Origin of the sequence: Delftia sp. HK171, from assembly GCF_001886655.1 — a bacterium.
GTDB lineage: Bacteria > Pseudomonadota > Gammaproteobacteria > Burkholderiales > Burkholderiaceae_C > Comamonas > Comamonas acidovorans.
The window spans coordinates 1,307,311-1,323,714 of record NZ_CP018101.1 but is presented as its reverse complement, the minus strand read 5'-3'; the positions used below and the strand labels follow the sequence as shown (position 1 = coordinate 1,323,714).

General features: G+C 67.2%; 15 protein-coding genes. 12 read left to right on the top strand and 3 right to left on the bottom strand.

Annotated features, from left to right (window positions below; genetic code table 11):
- The first annotated feature begins 81 nt into the window (after positions 1-81).
- A complete protein-coding gene (locus BO996_RS06020) occupies positions 82-621 on the top strand; it encodes a hypothetical protein (protein ID WP_013804344.1) in 540 nt (179 codons plus the stop codon).
- A gap of 17 nt (positions 622-638) precedes the next feature.
- Here BO996_RS06020 and BO996_RS06015 read toward each other — a convergent pair whose 3' ends face one another.
- Positions 639-1,505, bottom strand: a complete 867-nt coding sequence (locus BO996_RS06015) for an IclR family transcriptional regulator (protein ID WP_071954265.1) — start codon at positions 1,503-1,505, stop codon at positions 639-641.
- Between the two features lie 57 nt (positions 1,506-1,562).
- On the opposite strand from BO996_RS06015, the gene BO996_RS06010 reads away from it, so the two are divergent.
- From BO996_RS06010 to BO996_RS06000, 3 genes are read left to right on the top strand one after another with little or no spacing between them, the layout of a single operon-like run.
- Positions 1,563-2,732 carry an acyl-CoA dehydrogenase family protein gene (locus BO996_RS06010; RefSeq protein ID WP_071954264.1) on the top strand — a complete coding sequence of 390 codons (1,170 nt, stop codon included), beginning with the start codon at positions 1,563-1,565 and terminating at the stop codon, positions 2,730-2,732.
- Between the two features lie 14 nt (positions 2,733-2,746).
- A complete protein-coding gene (locus tag BO996_RS06005) occupies positions 2,747-3,754 on the top strand; it encodes a Bug family tripartite tricarboxylate transporter substrate binding protein (protein WP_071954263.1) in 1,008 nt (335 codons plus the stop codon).
- Positions 3,754-4,962, top strand: a complete 1,209-nt coding sequence (locus BO996_RS06000) for a CaiB/BaiF CoA transferase family protein (RefSeq protein ID WP_071954262.1) — start codon at positions 3,754-3,756, stop codon at positions 4,960-4,962. The genes BO996_RS06005 and BO996_RS06000 overlap by 1 nt, the downstream gene beginning before the upstream one ends.
- Positions 4,963-4,990: 28 nt before the next feature.
- Here BO996_RS06000 and BO996_RS05995 read toward each other — a convergent pair whose 3' ends face one another.
- Positions 4,991-5,719 carry a Crp/Fnr family transcriptional regulator gene (locus BO996_RS05995; RefSeq protein ID WP_012203091.1) on the bottom strand — a complete coding sequence of 243 codons (729 nt, stop codon included), beginning with the start codon at positions 5,717-5,719 and terminating at the stop codon, positions 4,991-4,993.
- A 319-nt stretch (positions 5,720-6,038) separates the two neighbouring features.
- Here BO996_RS05995 and BO996_RS05990 point away from each other — a divergent pair, with 319 nt between their 5' ends.
- The 8 genes from BO996_RS05990 (at position 6,039) to BO996_RS05955 (ending at position 15,737) form a co-directional block, all read left to right on the top strand.
- Complete coding sequence (locus BO996_RS05990) at positions 6,039-7,976, top strand: AMP-dependent synthetase/ligase (protein WP_071954261.1); 1,938 nt, start codon at positions 6,039-6,041, stop codon at positions 7,974-7,976.
- A gap of 14 nt (positions 7,977-7,990) precedes the next feature.
- Positions 7,991-8,776 (top strand): ABC transporter ATP-binding protein, encoded by a 786-nt coding sequence (locus BO996_RS05985; RefSeq protein WP_013804350.1) that lies wholly within the window; start codon positions 7,991-7,993, stop codon positions 8,774-8,776.
- A gap of 10 nt (positions 8,777-8,786) precedes the next feature.
- Positions 8,787-9,716 carry a branched-chain amino acid ABC transporter permease gene (locus tag BO996_RS05980; RefSeq protein ID WP_012203088.1) on the top strand — a complete coding sequence of 310 codons (930 nt, stop codon included), beginning with the start codon at positions 8,787-8,789 and terminating at the stop codon, positions 9,714-9,716.
- 21 nt (positions 9,717-9,737) lie between these two features.
- Positions 9,738-10,802, top strand: a complete 1,065-nt coding sequence (locus BO996_RS05975) for a branched-chain amino acid ABC transporter permease (RefSeq protein ID WP_012203087.1) — start codon at positions 9,738-9,740, stop codon at positions 10,800-10,802.
- A 79-nt stretch (positions 10,803-10,881) separates the two neighbouring features.
- Positions 10,882-12,198: an ABC transporter substrate-binding protein gene (locus BO996_RS05970; protein WP_013804351.1), complete on the top strand. Its 1,317-nt coding sequence runs from the start codon at positions 10,882-10,884 to the stop codon at positions 12,196-12,198.
- Positions 12,199-12,371: 173 nt separating this feature from the next.
- Entirely contained in the window at positions 12,372-13,205 is an 834-nt protein-coding gene (locus BO996_RS05965; protein WP_016446597.1) for an ABC transporter ATP-binding protein, read from the top strand.
- Positions 13,206-13,258: 53 nt separating this feature from the next.
- Positions 13,259-14,506, top strand: coding sequence for a phenylacetate--CoA ligase family protein (locus tag BO996_RS05960; protein WP_071954260.1), 1,248 nt, complete (start codon positions 13,259-13,261; stop codon positions 14,504-14,506).
- A gap of 241 nt (positions 14,507-14,747) precedes the next feature.
- Entirely contained in the window at positions 14,748-15,737 is a 990-nt protein-coding gene (locus BO996_RS05955; protein WP_012203083.1) for a tripartite tricarboxylate transporter substrate-binding protein, read from the top strand.
- A 108-nt stretch (positions 15,738-15,845) separates the two neighbouring features.
- On the opposite strand, the gene BO996_RS05950 is transcribed toward BO996_RS05955, so the two are convergent.
- Positions 15,846-16,361 (bottom strand): hypothetical protein, encoded by a 516-nt coding sequence (locus BO996_RS05950; RefSeq protein ID WP_071954259.1) that lies wholly within the window; start codon positions 16,359-16,361, stop codon positions 15,846-15,848.
- Between the last annotated feature and the right edge of the window lie 43 nt (positions 16,362-16,404).

Below are 16,404 nucleotides of genomic sequence, written 5' to 3'. Positions count from 1 at the left end.
GACAACAGCCCTTCGCGCAGCGCCTGCTGCGGTATCCAGACCATCCCGCCCGGACTCCCGCCTCATTCAACAAGGAAAACCATGAGCGATACACCCAACCTATCGAATTCCACTCCATTGAAAGAACAATTCAAGGCGCTGCTTATCACCAAGCCGGACTTGACTGGAATCGAGTGGTCCGATATGGAGACCGCCATCGGCCCGAATGCTGAAAAATACCGGCCACTGTGGGAGCGCATGGTCAGCGGGAAAAAGGGCTTTTTCGCATCCATGAGTCCCTGCTGGACCGCCATTCCCTTCATGGGCGTTTCCTGGGCCATTGCGCGCCGCGTCTACGCCTATGCCGTGGTGGCCTTCATCACCCTGTTGATCATCAATCTGCTGATGCCCGGCACGGGCGGCGCCGGGCGCGTGCTCGGCATCGCGGTGGCCATCTCGTTCACGGTCAAGCGCACCTACCTGCAATGGCTGGTCACGCGCATACAGCAGATCAACCAGAGGGGCCTGGTGGGCGCTGCGCGCGAAGAGGCGCTGCGCCAGATCGGCGGCCTGGACCAGAAGAACGGCTGGATCTCCTTCGGCGTGCTGCTGGCCATCGGCATCGTGCTGGCCGCTTTCTGAAGCGCCAGGCCCGCAGATCAGCGGTCCACGGGCAGCCGGTCGCACAGGGCCACCAACTGCGCCAACTGGGGGCCCACATCCCGGATCAGCGTGCGGGCCGGCATGCGCAGGCCCGGCACGGCGCAGTTGAACAGCAGGCGGCGCGACCCGTAGCGGATGCGCGAGGCCGCACCCACGGCGCACACGCCCAGGCCGGAGTCGCCCATGTTGACCGCGAAGCCCCGGGCGGCATAGTGCGCCAGGCTTTCGCTGGCGTTGTCCATGCAGCGCGCATATTCCTCGGGCCGCTGGCTGCGCACGCGGTCCAGGAAGCGCTGCAGTTCCCCGGCATCGAGCTGGGCCAGCCCTGCCCGGCCCATGGCCGTTTCCAGCACGCCGCGCACGGCGCCCACGCCGGGTCGCTTGAGCGTGCCGCCCTCCCAGGCGCAGGTATCCAGATAGACCACATCCAGGTCCATGACCACGCCCACCGACACCGCCCCCTTCACACGGTCGGCCAGCGCCTGCATGGGCAGGCGCAGCGGGCCGAGCAAGGGCGTATTGATCACATAGGGGTAGCCCAGGGCGACAGCGGCCGGGCCGACGAAGTAGCGGTCCAGCCGCTCGTCATGGTCCAGGTAGCCCATGGTCTGCAGGCTGCGGCACAGCCTGGACACAGTGGGGCGCGGCAGGCCCAGGCGGCGGGCCAGCTCGCTGTTGGCATGCGGGCGCGGGTCGCTGACGAAGCACTGGAGAATCATCAGCCCCTTGGCCAGCGTGCCAGCGAAATACGGGTCCTGCTCGCGGATGCGGCAGACATCCTGCGAGTCCCTGGGTTGGTGGGCAATGGGGGTGTGGGGCACGTGGCGATTGTGCGGACCACCGCCGCAAAGCCGCAACTGCATTTCAATATTTGAAACTGCATTGCAGCCCTGGTGCCCGCGCTTCCTACAGTGCGGCCCATGAGCCAAGCCCCCACCCCCCATCCCGCCGACGCCCGCCTGCAGGCGTTGATTGCAGACATCCGCCATTTCGTGCGCCACCGCTGGCATCCGCTCGAAGAGCAGATCGAGCGCGACGACAGCATTCCGCCCGCCGTGGTCCAGGAGCTGCGCGACAAGGGCTATTTCGGCTGGAGCATTCCCCAGGCCTACGGCGGCCTGGGCCTGAGCACCGAGGAGCTGGTGCGCTGCGCCTTCGAGCTGTCCCAGGCCTCGGTGGCGCTGCGGGCCCGCGTGGGCACCAACACCGGCATTGGCTCGGAAGCCCTGGTGGCCGACGGCACCGAGGCGCAAAAGCAGCGCTGGCTGCCGCGCATGGCGCGCGGCGAGCTCACGGGTTGCCTGGCGCTGACCGAGCCGGACGCGGGCTCGGAGGCGAGCAACATCCAGACCACGGCGCGCCGCGACGGCGACCACTACGTGCTCAACGGCAGCAAGCGCTTCATCACCAATGCGCCGCTGGCCGATGTGTTCACCGTCATCGCCCGCACCGGCGAAGGCAGCACGGGCAGCGAGGGGTTGACGGCCTTCTTCGTGGAGCGCTCGCCGGGCCTGGTGACGGGCCAGCCCTATCGCAAGATGGGCCAGGCGGGCTCGCCCGTGTCCGACGTGCATTTCCAGGACTGCCGCGTGCCGGCCGACCAGATCATCGGCGGGCGCGAGGGCCAGGGCTTCAAGACCGTGATGAAGGTGCTCAACAAGCAGCGCCTGCACCTGGCAGCGCTGTGCACGGGGCCGGCGATCCGCATGCTGGACCTGGCGCTGGCCCATGTGCGCCAGCGCGAGCAGTTCGGCCAACCGGTGGCGAACTTCCAGCTGGTGCAGGCCATGCTGGCCGACAGCCGCACCGAGATCTTCGCGGCGCAATCCATGATCCTGGAGGCCGCCCGCGCCCGCGACCGGGGCGAGGACGTGGCGCTGTCCGCCTCCATGTGCAAGTACTTCGCCTCCGAGATGTGCGGCCGCGTGGCCGACCGCGCGGTGCAGATGTTCGGCGGCGCAGGCTATGTGGCCGACTTCAGCCCCATCGAGCGCTACTTCCGCGACGTGCGCCTGTTCCGCCTCTACGAAGGCACCAGCCAGATCCACCAGCTCAACATCGCCAAGCTCATGCTGCGCGAGAGCGCCTGACACCGGAGGCCCCCATGACACACCCCCTCACCTCGAAGCACCTGGCCACCCTGGGCCTGCTGGCTGCGCTGTGTGCCTGCGCGCAGGCTGCCCAAGCGGCACAGACGGCCCAGGCGGCCCAGGCGACTTTCCCCGATCGACCCGTGCGCGTGATCGTTCCCTTTCCCGCAGGCGGCAGCACCGACCTCGTGGCCCGCGCGCTGTCGGTGGAACTGGGCCAGGCCCTGGGCCAGCCGGTGGTGGTGGAGAACAAGCCGGGCGCAGGCAGCCTGGTCGGCTCGGAACTCGTGGCCCGCGCCGCGCCCGATGGCTACACCCTGCTCATGGCAGGGCTGAGCAATGTCTTCCTGCCCCATGTGCACGCCAACCTCAAGTGGAATCCGCTGACCGACTACGAGTACATCGGCCTGGTGGCGGACCTGCCCAACGTCATCGCCGTCAACGCCAAGACCCCCTACCGCACGCTGGCCGAACTGGTGGCGGCCGACAAGGCCAGGCCCGGCACGCTGTCCTTCGGCTCGGCCGGCACGGCCACGCCCTCGCACCTGGTCTGCGAGATGGTCAACCACCGGCTCGGCACCAAGATGCAGCACCTGCCCTACAAGGGCAACGCCCCGGCCGTCAACGACCTCATGGCCGGCCACATCCCGGTGATGTGCAACAACCTGGGCGGCACCCTGCCCTACATGCAGGGCGGGCAGATCCGCATCCTGGCGCAGACCGGCAAGAGCCGCTCGCCCGCAGCGCCCGACATTCCCACCTTTGCCGAGCTGGGCGTGGCCGGGCTGGACACCGGCCTGTGGGTGGGCCTGGCCGCGCCCAAGGGCACGCCGCAGCAGATCGTGGCCACGCTCAACCAGGCGCTGGCCAAGGCCATGGCCTTGCCCGAGACGCGCGACAAGCTGGCGCGCCTGGGTGCCACGCCGCTGCCCACGCAGACGGCAGACTTCCACAAGCGCGTGGCCGAAGACCGCCGCGCCTGGGAGCCCGTGCTGAAGAACGTGGACCTGAAAGGCAACTGATGCAGCGCCAAGGCTATCCGCTGGAGGGTGTGCGCATCCTCGACATGGCCACGGTGCTGGCCGCCCCCTTCTCGGCCACGCTGTGCGGCGACCTGGGCGCCGACGTCGTCAAGCTGGAGCTGCCCGGCGGCGGCGACACGCTGCGCAGCCTGGCCCCCGTGCACGACGGCCACGCCGTGTTCTGGAAAACCGCCAACCGGGGCAAGCAGGGCATCTCGCTGGATGTGCGCAAGGCCGAGGGCCGCACGCTGTTCCTGCGACTGATCGAGGATTTCGACGTGCTCGTGGAGAACTTCCGCACCGGCACGCTGGACCGCTGGGGGCTGGACGTGGCCACCTTGCATGCCCGCAACCCGCGCCTCATCGTGCTGCGCCTGACAGGCTTCGGCCAGACCGGCCCCTATGCGCGCCGGCCGGGCTTTGCGCGCATCTTCGAGGCCATGAGCGGCTTCGCCCACCTGACGGGCGAGGCGGGCGGCCCGCCCCAGCACATGAACTACCCGCTGGGCGATGCCGTGGCCGGCCTGTTCGGCGCCTTCTCCATCGCGGCCGCACTGGCCGAGCGCAACGCGCAGCCGCCCGGCGAACGGCGCGGCGTGGAGATCGACCTGTCGGCTACCGAAGCCATGCTGCGCCTGCTGGACCCTCTGGCGGCCGAATTCCAGCTGGGCGGACAGGCTCGCAGCCGCACGGGATCGTGCGCGGGCTACACGGCGCCCTCCAACGTCTACCGCACGCGCGACGGTGCCTGGCTCACCGTGGTCGCCACGGGCGACGCCATCTTCGCGCGCCTGTGCCAGGCCATGGACCGCGCCGACCTGGCCACCGACCCGCGCTTTGCGGACAACGCCGCGCGCATCCGCCACCTGCAGGCGCTGGATGCGCAGATCGTGCAATGGTGCGCAGCCCTGGACTGCGCCCAGGCCACGGCCGCCCTGGCCGCGCACGACATTCCGTTCAGCAAGGTCTGCTCGGCCCAAGACGCGCTGCAGGACCCGCATTTCGCGGCACGCGGCAGCTTCATCACCCTGCCCGACCCCGACCTGGGCCCCCTCACCGCCCCCGCGCCCGTGCCCCGCTTCACGGGCCGCCAGGCCCCTTCGCCCCGCAGCGGCCCGGCCACTGGCCAGGACAATGCACGCATCTATGCGGCGTTGGGGCTGGATGCGCAGCAGCAGGAGCGGCTGCGGGGCGAAGGCGTGATCTGAGGCCGCAAGTGGGTGGCAGTGGTCGGCGTCAAGCCGCCCGCCGCGCCGCCGCAAACAGCCCGCTGCGCAGCGCTTCCAGGTCAAGCACGCGCAGGCCGCCGTACTCCACGACGATGGCGTTTTCGCGCTGCAGCACGGACAGCGCCTCGTTGACGCGCTGTCGCGACAGGCCGACCAGGTAGGCCAGTTCCTGCTGGGTGATGCGCAGCACCTCGCCCACGCCCGGGTACAGCAGCGGGTGAAAGAGCGCGGCCAGGCTGCGGGCCACGCGCAGGTCGGGGTTGGTGAGGCGGTCGATTTCGCGGGCCGAGATGAATTGGCCCAGGCGCTCGTTGAGCTGGCTCATGACGAAGCGGTTGAAACCGATGGAGTGGTCCAGCAGCCAGTGGAAGGTTTCTATGGGCAGGCCGCCGACCACGCTGCGGCGTATGGCCTGCACGTTGTAGCGGTAGGGCTCGCGCTTGACGGCCGTGCCTTCGCCGAACCAGCCGCCCGGGGGCAGGCCGGCCAGGGTCATGCTGGCGCCATCGGCGCCGTCGGTGTTCATCTTGAGCAGGCCTTCGACCACGCCGAACCAATAGGTGGGCGCGCGGCCGGTGCGGCAGACATAGTCGCCGGGCTGGGCGTCGCCGACGACCAGCGCCTTCTGGGCCCGTTCGCGCTCGGCGGGCTGGAGTACGGCCAGCCAGGGAATGCCTTCGAGTTCCTCGGGCCGGGGCGCGCGGCGGCGCTGGTGCAGTGACAGTTCTTGGCTCATGGAGTCGCGGCGAGGGTGCGCGGATCAATCATCAAAACCACCCAAGCATTGCCCGAGCCCGGTGGCTGGCGTGAGCGGGATTTCCAGAAGGACCGCGGCACGCGCACATTCCCGGATGCGCAAGCCCCCAAGCGGGACATGAGACCGTTTTGGCACCTTTTGTTACGGCGCGTTTTCCCGATGATGAGTTTCCCGCGGATTGTCGTCAAACAGACACCACGGCGTCAAAGCCAGTCCTAGGATGCAGTCCAAGCCGGTAGGTCACAGCCTGGGCATCTGCACCATGCGGCCACCATTCACGAACATCCAAGGACATGGAATGACGACCACGTTCCCGCACCTGCTGCTCCAGCATGCCGCCCAGCGCCCCCAGGCGCCGGCGCTGCGCGAGAAGGAATACGGCATCTGGCAGACCTGGAGCTGGAGCGAGGCCGCCGAGACCGTGCGCCACATGGCCTGCGGCCTGGCGGCCCTGGGCCTGGCGCGCGGCCAGAATCTGGCCTTCATCAGCGACAACCGGCCCCATGTCTACATGGGCTTCATTGCCGTGCAGGCGCTGGGCGGCGTACCGATCCCGCTGTACCAGGATGCCGTGGCCGCCGAGATGCGCTTCGTCATCGAGGATGCCGAGATCGACTTCGCCTTTGCCGAGAACCAGGAGCAGGTCGACAAGCTGCTGGAGGTGCGCGAGAGCGTCGCCGGCCTCGGCCACATCATCTATGACGACCCGCGCGGCCTGCGCCACTACGACCAGCCCGGGCTGATCAGCACCGAGGCGCTGCTGCAAAAGGGCCAGGAGTGGGATGCCGCACACCCGGGCGCCTGGGATGCGATGCTGGCCGCGCTGTCGCCCGACGATGTCTCGGTCATCCTCTACACCTCGGGCACGACCGGCAAGCCCAAGGGCGTGTGCCAGACGCACCGCAGCTTTGGCGAGTCGGCACGCGGCGGCGTGCAGGTGGACCGCCTGGGCCCCGGCGACAACGTGATCTCCTACCTGCCTCCGGCCTGGGTGGGCGACCACCTGTTCTCCTTCGCGCAGTGGCTGGTGGCGGGCTTCACCATCAACTGCCCGGAGTCGGCCTCGACCGTGTCCATCGACCTGCGCGAGATCGGCCCCAGCTACTACTTCGCGCCACCGCGCATCTTCGAAGGCATGCTGACCTCGGTGTCCATCCGCATGGAGGACGCCGCGCCATTCAAGCAATGGATGTACGGCCGCGCCATGGCCGTGGCGCGCCGCGTGGGCTCGGACATCCTTGACGGCAAGACGGTGGGCACGCTGGACCGCCTGAAGTACGCGCTGGGCGACCTGTGCATCTACGGGCCGCTGCGCAACGCCATGGGCCTGTCGCGCATCCGCGTGGCCTATACGGCGGGTGCGGCCATCGGGCCCGAGCTGTTCCGCTTCTTCCGCTCCATCGGCATCAACCTCAAGCAGCTCTACGGCCAGACCGAGACCTGCGCCTATGTATGCATACAGCGCGACGGGCAGGTGGAGCTGAGCAGCGTGGGCCAGGCCGCACCGGGCATCGAGCTGAAGATCGCCGACAACGGCGAGGTGCTGCTCAAGGGCGTGTCCGTGCTCAAGGAGTACTACAAGCGCCCCGACGCCACGGCCGAGGTGGTGGATGCCGACGGCTGGTTCCACACGGGCGATGCCGGCGTGATCGATGCCAGCGGGCAGCTGCGCATCATCGACCGCGCCAAGGACGTGGGCAAGACCAGCCGGGGCGCCATGTTCGCGCCCAACTACATCGAGAACAAGCTCAAGTTCTTCCCACAGATCAAGGAGGCCGTGTGCTTCGGCCACGGCCGCGACCAGGTCTGCGCCTTCATCAACATCGACTACGAGGCCGTGGGCAACTGGGCCGAGCGCCAGGGCCTGCCCTATGGCGGCTATGTGGACCTGGCATCGAAGGCCAAGGTGCTGGAGATGGTGGCCGACTGCGTGGCCCAGGTGAACGCCGACCTGGCCGCCGAGGCCGGCATGGCCGACACGCAGGTGGCACGCTTCCTGGTGCTGCACAAGGAGCTGGACCCCGACGACGACGAGCTGACCCGCACGCGCAAGGTGCGCCGCGGCTTCATTGCCGACAAGTACGGCGTGCTGGTCGATGCGCTGTACACAGGCAAGCGTGAGCAGTTCATCGAGACCCAGGTCAAGTTCGAGGACGGCCGCACCGGCAGCGTCAGCGCCACGCTGTCCATCATCGATGCCAAAACCCATTCGGTGGCTGCCACCGCCAGGGCCTGACCGGAGCCGCTGACATGACCCACAAGAAGATCGGCGATGTCATCCTCGACATCAAGAACATCAGCCTGCGCTTCGGCGGGGTGAAGGCGCTGACGGACATCTCGTTCGATGTGCGCGAGCACGAGATCCGCTCCATCATCGGCCCCAACGGCGCGGGCAAGAGCTCCATGCTCAACTGCATCAACGGCGTGTACACGCCGTCCGAGGGATCGATCACCTTCCGGGGCAAGACCTTCAGCCACATGAACAGCCGCCAGGTGGCCGAGATGGGCGTGGCGCGCACCTTCCAGAACCTGGCGCTGTTCAAGGGCATGAGCGTGATCGACAACATCATGACCGGCCGCAACCTGCAGATCAAAAGCGGCATCCTGATGCAGGCCCTGCGCCTGGGCCCGGCCCAGCGCGAGGAGATCCGCCACCGCGAGTTCGTCGAGCACATCATCGACTTCCTGGAGATCCAGGCCTACCGCAAGACCCCCGTGGGCCAGTTGCCCTACGGCCTGCAAAAGCGCGTGGACCTGGGCCGCGCCCTGGCCATGCAGCCGCAGGTGCTGCTGCTGGACGAGCCCATGGCCGGCATGAACGTGGAGGAAAAGCAGGACATGTGCCGCTTCATCCTCGATGTCAACGACGAGTTCGGCTCCACCATCGTGCTGATCGAGCACGACATGGGCGTGGTCATGGACATCAGCGACCGCGTCGTGGTGCTGGACTACGGCAAGAAGATCGGCGACGGCGCACCCGACGAGGTGCGCCAGAACGAAGACGTGATCCGCGCTTACCTTGGCACCAGCCATTGAGGGGACTGACATGGGATTTTTTCTGGAAACCTTGTTCGGCGGCCTCATGGTGGGCACGCTGTACGCGCTGATCGCCATTGGCTTCGTGCTGATCTTCAAGGCCTCGGGCGTGTTCAACTTCGCCCAGGGCGCGATGGTGCTGTTCTCGGCCCTGGCCATGGCGCGCTTTTCCGAGTGGATTCCGAAGTGGATCGGCATGGAGCCGGGCTGGTTCACCAACCTGCTGGCCATCTGCGTGTCGCTGGCCATCATGGTGGTCGTGGCCTGGGTGATCGAGCGGCTGGCGCTGCGCCACCTGGTCAACCAGGAGCCCATCACGCTCTTGATGGCCACGCTGGGCATCGCCTACCTGCTCGACGGCCTGGGCCCGATGATCTTCGGCAGCGCCGTCTACAGCATCAACGTGGGCATGCCCAAGGACCCCATGTTCATCCTCGAAGGCCTGTTCCAGGGCGGCGTGCTGCTCAGCCAGGAAGACCTGTACGCGGCCTGCATCGCCGCGCTGCTGGTGGCTGCGCTCAGCGTGTTCTTCCAGAAGACCAAGACCGGCCGCGCGCTGCGCGCCGTGGCCGACGACCACCAGGCGGCGCAGTCCATCGGCATCCCGCTGTCGCGCATCTGGGTCATCGTCTGGTCGGTGGCCGGCGGCGTGGCCCTGGTCGTGGGCATCATCTGGGGCTCCAAGCTGGGCGTGCAGTACTCGCTGTCGCTGGTGGCCCTGAAGGCCCTGCCCGTGGTGATCCTGGGCGGCCTGACCTCACTGCCCGGCGCCATCATCGGCGGCCTGATCATCGGCGTGGGCGAGAAGCTCTCCGAGGTCTACCTGGGCCCCATGGTCGGCGGCGGCATCGAGACCTGGTTCGCCTACGGCCTTGCCCTGTGCTTCCTGCTCGTGCGGCCCCAGGGGCTGTTCGGCGACAAAATCATTGATCGCGTTTGACCGTTACGGAGAACTTGCACCATGTTTTATCGTGAGAACGGTCAATTCAAGACGACCTACGCATCCGACCAGCAGATCTTCGGCGTCGCCCAGGACCGCTGGGCCATCGTGGCGCTGCTGGCCGTCGCCTTCCTGGTGATTCCCTTCAGCGTCAGCGACTACACCTTCCAGGCCGTGCTGATCCCCTTCCTGATCATGTCGCTGGCGGCGCTGGGGCTGAACATCCTGGTCGGCTACTGCGGCCAGATCTCTCTGGGCACCGGCGCCTTCATGGCCGTGGGCGCCTACGCGGCCTACAACCTGCAGGTCCGCTTCGAGGGCATGCCGCTGCTGGTGGCCCTGATCGGCGGCGGCGTGCTGGCCATGGTCTTCGGCGTGATCTTCGGCCTGCCCAGCCTGCGCATCCGCGGCCTGTACCTGGCCGTGGCCACGCTGGCCGCCCAGTTCTTCGTGGACTGGCTGGCCAGCCGCGCGGCCTGGGTGACGAACAACTCTTCCTCGGGCTCGGTGAGCGCAGGCCCGCTGTCCATCATGGGCTGGAAGATCGACACGCCCATGGAGAAGTACCTGCTGTGCCTGGGCATCCTGTGCGTGCTGGGCCTGGCCGCCAAGAACCTGGTGCGCGGCGCCATCGGCCGCGAGTGGATGGCCATGCGCGACATGGACGTGGCCGCCAGCGTGATCGGCATCCGCCCGACCTACGCCAAGCTCAGCGCCTTTGCCGTGAGCAGCTTCATCGTCGGCGTGGCCGGCGCGCTGTGGGGCTTCGTTCACCTGGGCGCCTGGGAGCCCGCGGCCTTCAGCCTGGACCGCTCGCTGCAGCTGCTGTTCATGATCATCATCGGCGGCCTGGGCTCGGTGGTGGGAAGCATCTTCGGCGCGGCCTTCTTCGTGCTGCTGCCGCTGCTGCTCACCCAGGTGCCGCACTGGATGGGCCTGCCGCTGTCCACGGCCACGGCGACCTACCTGGAGCACATGATCTTCGGTGCGCTGATCGTGTTCTTCCTGATCGTGGAGCCGCATGGCCTGGCAAAACTGTGGGCGACCGCAAGACAAAAACTGCGTGTCTGGCCCTTCCCGCATTGAGTTGATCTGTATCGAGACAGGGCGCCACAGAGTGCCGGATAACCGGGGAATCTTCCCCAGCCAACTAGGAGACAACGTCATGATGTTCAAGAAAGTCGCCATCGCCGCTGCCACGGTCGCTGCTGGAATCGGCGCTCTCGTGGCCGCCCCTGCCGCACAGGCCCAGGACCAGTTCGTGCCGCTGCTGGTCTACCGCACGGGCCAGTTCGCGCCGCTGGGCATTCCATGGGCCGATGGCAAGCAGGACTACATCAAGCTGGTCAACGCCAAGGGCGGCATCAATGGCGTGAAGATCGCCTACGAGGAATGCGAGACGGCCTACGACACGGCCAAGGGCGTGGAGTGCTATGAGCGCCTGAAGGGCAAGGGCGGCGGCGCTGCCGGTTTCGATCCGCAGTCCACCGGCATCACGTTCGCCGTGACGGACAAGGCGCCGGGCGACAAGATGCCCATCATCACCACGGGCTATGGCCTGTCGCAGTCGGCCGACGGCAAGGTCTTCGAGTGGAACTTCCCGCTGCTGGGCAACTACTGGACGGCGGCCGATTCCATCATCCAGGACATCCTGAAGAAGGAAAAGGGCAGCCTCAAGGGCAAGAAGATCGCCCTGGTCTACCACGACTCGCCCTATGGCAAGGAACCCATTCCGCTGCTGCAAAAGCGCGCCGCCAAGGAAGGCTTCGACCTGACCCTGCTGCCCGTGACGGCGCCCGGCGTGGAGCAGAAGTCCACCTGGCTGCAGATCCGCCAGCAGCGCCCCGACTACGTGCTGCTGTGGTCGGCCGGCGTGATGACGCCCACGGCCGTGCGCGAGGCGCAGGCCACCGGCTACCCGCGCGAGAAGATGTACGCCATCTGGTGGGCCGGCTCGGACCATGACGTGAAGGACATCGGCGCCGGCGCCAAGGGCTACAACACCGTGACCATCCACAACACGGCCGAGCACGACAAGGTGCACGACGAGGTCAAGGCCATGGTCTACGACAAGGGCCAGGGCACGGCCACCGACGCCAAGGAACTGGGCGCCATGGCCCACACGCGCGGCATGGTGATCTCCATGCTGCAGGTGGAGGCCATCCGCACGGCACAGGAAAAGTACGGCAAGGGCAAGGTCATGACCTCCGAGCAGGTGCGCTGGGGCCTGGAGAACCTGAACCTCACGCAGGAGCGCCTCAACGAGCTGGGCTTCGGCAAGATCATCCGCCCCGTCAAGACCAGCTGCGACAACCACCTGGGCACCGACTGGTCGCGCATCGCCCAGTGGGATGGCGCCAAGTGGAAGGTGGTCTCCGACTGGTACCAGGCCGACAAGTCCATGGTCGAACCGCTGGTCAAGGAGTACGCGGACAAGTACGCCAAGGAAAAGAACGTAAAAGCTAGAACTTGCACCCCCTGAGGCGCTTGCGCGCCTTCCCCCTCTCTACCCGCTTCGCGGCGGAGGGGGACGACACCCTCGGTGCGGGGCGGCCCTTCCTCGGTGTCCCTGAGTTGGGGCATGCCCCGCGCAGAGATGCTCCGAGAGTTGCGGCCCCGCACTCCGCTTTCGTATCAACGCCCATGGACGACGCCATGACCACCGCACCCACCTCCGCCCCGGCCGCCAGCGATCCGCTGCTCGTGGTCAATGGCATCGAAGTCATCTACAACCATGTGATCCTGGTGCTCAAGGGCGTTTCGCTCCAGGTGCCGCGCGAGAGCATCGTGGCCATTCTGGGCGGCAACGGCGCGGGCAAGACCACGACGCTGCGCGCCATCTCCAACCTGCTCAAGGGCGAGCGCGGCGAGGTGACCAAGGGCACGATCGAGCTGGAGGGCGAGCGCATCGAAAGCCTCACGCCCTCCGAGCTGGTGCAGCGCGGCGTGGTCCAGGTCATGGAGGGGCGGCACTGCTTCGCCCACCTGACCATCGAGGAAAACCTCATGACCGGCAGCTACACGCGCACTGACAAGGGCGAGATAGCAGCCAACCTCGAGAAGGTCTACAACTACTTTCCGCGCCTGAAGACGCGCCGCACCTCGCAGGCCGCCTACACCTCGGGCGGCGAGCAGCAGATGTGCGCCATCGGCCGCGCGCTGATGGCCAATCCGCGCATGGTGCTCCTGGACGAACCCTCGATGGGCCTGGCCCCGCAGATCGTCGAGGAGGTGTTCAACATCGTCCGCGACCTCAACAGCAAGGAGAAGGTCACCTTCCTGCTGGCCGAACAGAACACCAACATGGCCCTCAAATATTCGGACTACGGCTACATCATGGAAAGCGGCCGCATCGTCATGGACGGCGCGGCCTCGGACCTGGCCAGCAACGAGGACGTCAAGGAGTTCTACCTGGGCGTGGGCGGCGGCGAGCGCAAGAGTTTCAAGGACGTGAAAAGCTACAAGCGCAGAAAACGTTGGCTGGCCTGACCGGCGGACATTTCCCAGCCCCTGCCCCAGACCCTTCTTCCACAGGACTAGCCATGAGTGCCTTCTACGACGCGCTGGAGACGCGCACCCCTGACGAACGCGAAGCGGCGCTGCTGTCCGCCCTGCCCCGGCAGATCGCTCATGCGCAGCAACACTCTGCCGCCTTCGCCCAGATCCTGGCCGGCGTCGATGCCACGCAGATCACCAGCCGCGAGGCCCTGGCCCGCCTGCCGGTGACGCGCAAGTACGAGCTGCTGCAGCGCCAGGCCGAGCAGCGGCCCGCGCAGATCTTCGGCGGCTTCAACGCCATTGGCCTGGGCCAGCCCATGCCGCGCCTGTTCTGCAGCCCCGGCCCCATCTACGAGCCCGAGAGCCGCCGCCCCGACTACTGGCGCATGGCGCGCGCGCTGCATGCCTCGGGCTTTCGGCCCGGCGAACTGGTGCACAACTGCTTCAGCTACCACTTCGTGCCCGCGGGCTCGATGATGGAAAGCGGCGCCCATGCGCTGGGCTGCACGGTGTTCGCAGGCGGCACGGGCCAGACCGAGCAGCAGGTGCAGGCCATGGCCGACCTGCGGCCCGCCGGCTACGTGGGCACGCCCAGCTTCCTCAAGATCATTGTGGAAAAGTCCCTGGAGATGGGCCTGCCCATCCCCTCCGTGACCAAGGCCATGGTATCGGGCGAGGCCTTCCCGCCCTCGCTGCGCGACTGGCTGGCAGAGCGCGGCATCGCGGGCTACCAGTGCTACGCCACGGCCGACCTGGGCCTGATCGCCTACGAGACCGAGGCCCGCGAAGGCCTGGTGCTGGACGAGCAGGTCATCGTCGAAATCGTGCGCCCCGGCACGGGCGACCCGGTGGCCCCCGGCGAGGTGGGCGAGCTGGTGATCACCACGTTCAACCCCGACTACCCGCTGATCCGGTTCGGCACGGGCGACCTCTCTGCCGTGCTGCCCGGCCAGTGCCCCACGGGCCGCACCAATGCGCGCATCAAGGGCTGGATGGGACGCGCCGACCAGACCACCAAGGTGCGCGGCATGTTCGTGCACCCGGGCCAGATTGCCGACGTCGTGCGCCGCTTCCCCCAGGTGGAGCGCGCGCGGCTGGTGGTCACAGGCGAGATGGCCAACGACCAGATGCAGCTGCTGGTCGAAACCCGCGAAACCTCACCGGGCCTGGCCCAGCAACTGTCCGATGCCGTGCGCGAAGTCACCAAGCTGCGCGGCGATGTGCAGATGGTGTTGCCGGGCACACTGCCCAATGACGGGAAGGTCATTGAAGACGCGAGGTCGTACAAGTAGCCACCGAGGCGCGGGTACGGCGGCCTCGCCGCCGAGCAGCATTCGCAGACCCTGAAAACATGACGCCTGTCAAGACTCCCAGGGTTTGCACTAGATCAATGGCAAGGGAATCTGCTGCGGCGCAATAGAAACAATTCTTAAAATCCGTCTCCTCGTGCATTCGGTTTCTCTTGCGTGTTTGCCCTCGAAGGCAAATGCGCATCGCCCCCTATCATTTGCACGCTATTTACTTGGAGACACTATGAAAGCATTGTTCAAGATCGCAGCCATTGCGCTGGCAGCCGGTGCAGCCCTTGGCGCCCACGCGCAGGACTATCCTGCCGCAGGCAAGACGATCACCCTCATCGTGCCGTTCACCGCAGGCGGCCCGACCGACAAGGTGGCCCGCGATCTGGCCGAGTCCATGCGCAAGCAGTTGAACAATGCCACCATCGTGGTGGACAACGCCGACGGCGCCGGCAGCACCATCGGCACGGCCAAGGCCGCACGTGCCCGTCCTGACGGCTACACGCTGCTGATCAACCACATCGGCATGTCCACGATCCCGTCGCTGTACCGCAAGCTGTCGTTCAACGTGCTCAACGACTTCGAGTACGCCGGCATCATCAACGACGTGCCCATGACCCTGATCGGCCGCCCCAGCCTGCCGGCCAAGAACTTCGCCGAGGTCAAGGACTGGATCGGCAAGAACCAGGGCAAGGTCAACCTGGCCAATGCCGGCATCGGTTCCGCCTCCCACCTGTGCGGCCTGATGCTGCAGGCGTCCATGAAGACGGAAATGACGCCCGTGCCCTACAAGGGCGCCGCCCCCGCGATTGCCGACCTGATCGGCAACCAGGTGGACCTGCTGTGCGACCAGACCACCAACACCACGGGCCAGATCACGGCCAAGAAGGTGCAGGCCTATGCCGTCACCACGCCCAAGCGCCTGACCATGCCCGCGCTCAAGGACCTGCCGACGCTGGCCGAAGTGGGCGTGCCCGACTTCCAGGTCACCATCTGGCACGGCCTGTACGCACCCAAGGGCACGCCGGCCGACATCGTCAAGAAGGTCAACGAGGCCATGAAGGCCGCCCTGAAGGACCCCGAGTTCATCAAGCGCCAGGAAGCCCTGGGCGCCGTGATCGCCAGCGACGGCCGCATCGAGCCCGAAGGCCACAAGAAGTTCGTCCAGGCCGAAATCGAGAAGTGGGGCAAGGTCATCAAGGCAGCCGGCACCTACGCCGACTGATCCCGAGGACCACCACCGCGACGGATCGCCCGGTTGCAACCACGATCAAGCCCGGCTTCGGCCGGGCTTTTTCGTTGGCGGGAGCCGCGCGACAGCAGCGGTGCAGTCTCAGGGCGCCGGCCCGCGCAGCGCCATCACGGCCTGCCAGCTGCCGCCGCGCTGGCTTGCGTTGTAGAGGTTGCTCTGCGTGTTGCCGGGACCTTCGTAGTAGCTGCCGCGCAGCAGGCATTGCGATCCCGAGGCCGTGCAGTGCACGAGTTCGACGCCGAACATCAGCGCCGGCCGTCCGCTGGCCCGGTCCAGCACCTGCTCGCCGCCCTTGCCCACGTCGCAGGCCGAAGCCGGCCGCACCTGGCTCTGGCCGCTGAGCAAGGCCAGCGTGCCCGCATCGGGGTCCAGCAGCGCCCAGCCCCGGCCGTTGCCTATGCAGTAGGCCGCCGCCTTGGGGCCGAGGTTGGAGGCGTTGTCCAGAAACAGCAGCGAATACACGGCAGCCGCCGCTCCCGGGGGCGCCTGCGGGCCGGTGGGCGCCTTGGGCCTGTCGGCACAGGCGGCCAGTGCCAGCGTGGCGGCCAGCGCGCCCAGCCAGGGCAGGAATCGGGAGGAATGACGGAGGCGGTGCATGGAAGTCCTTTCTTTCTCGCAATCTGCGTGCGTGTTTAACACG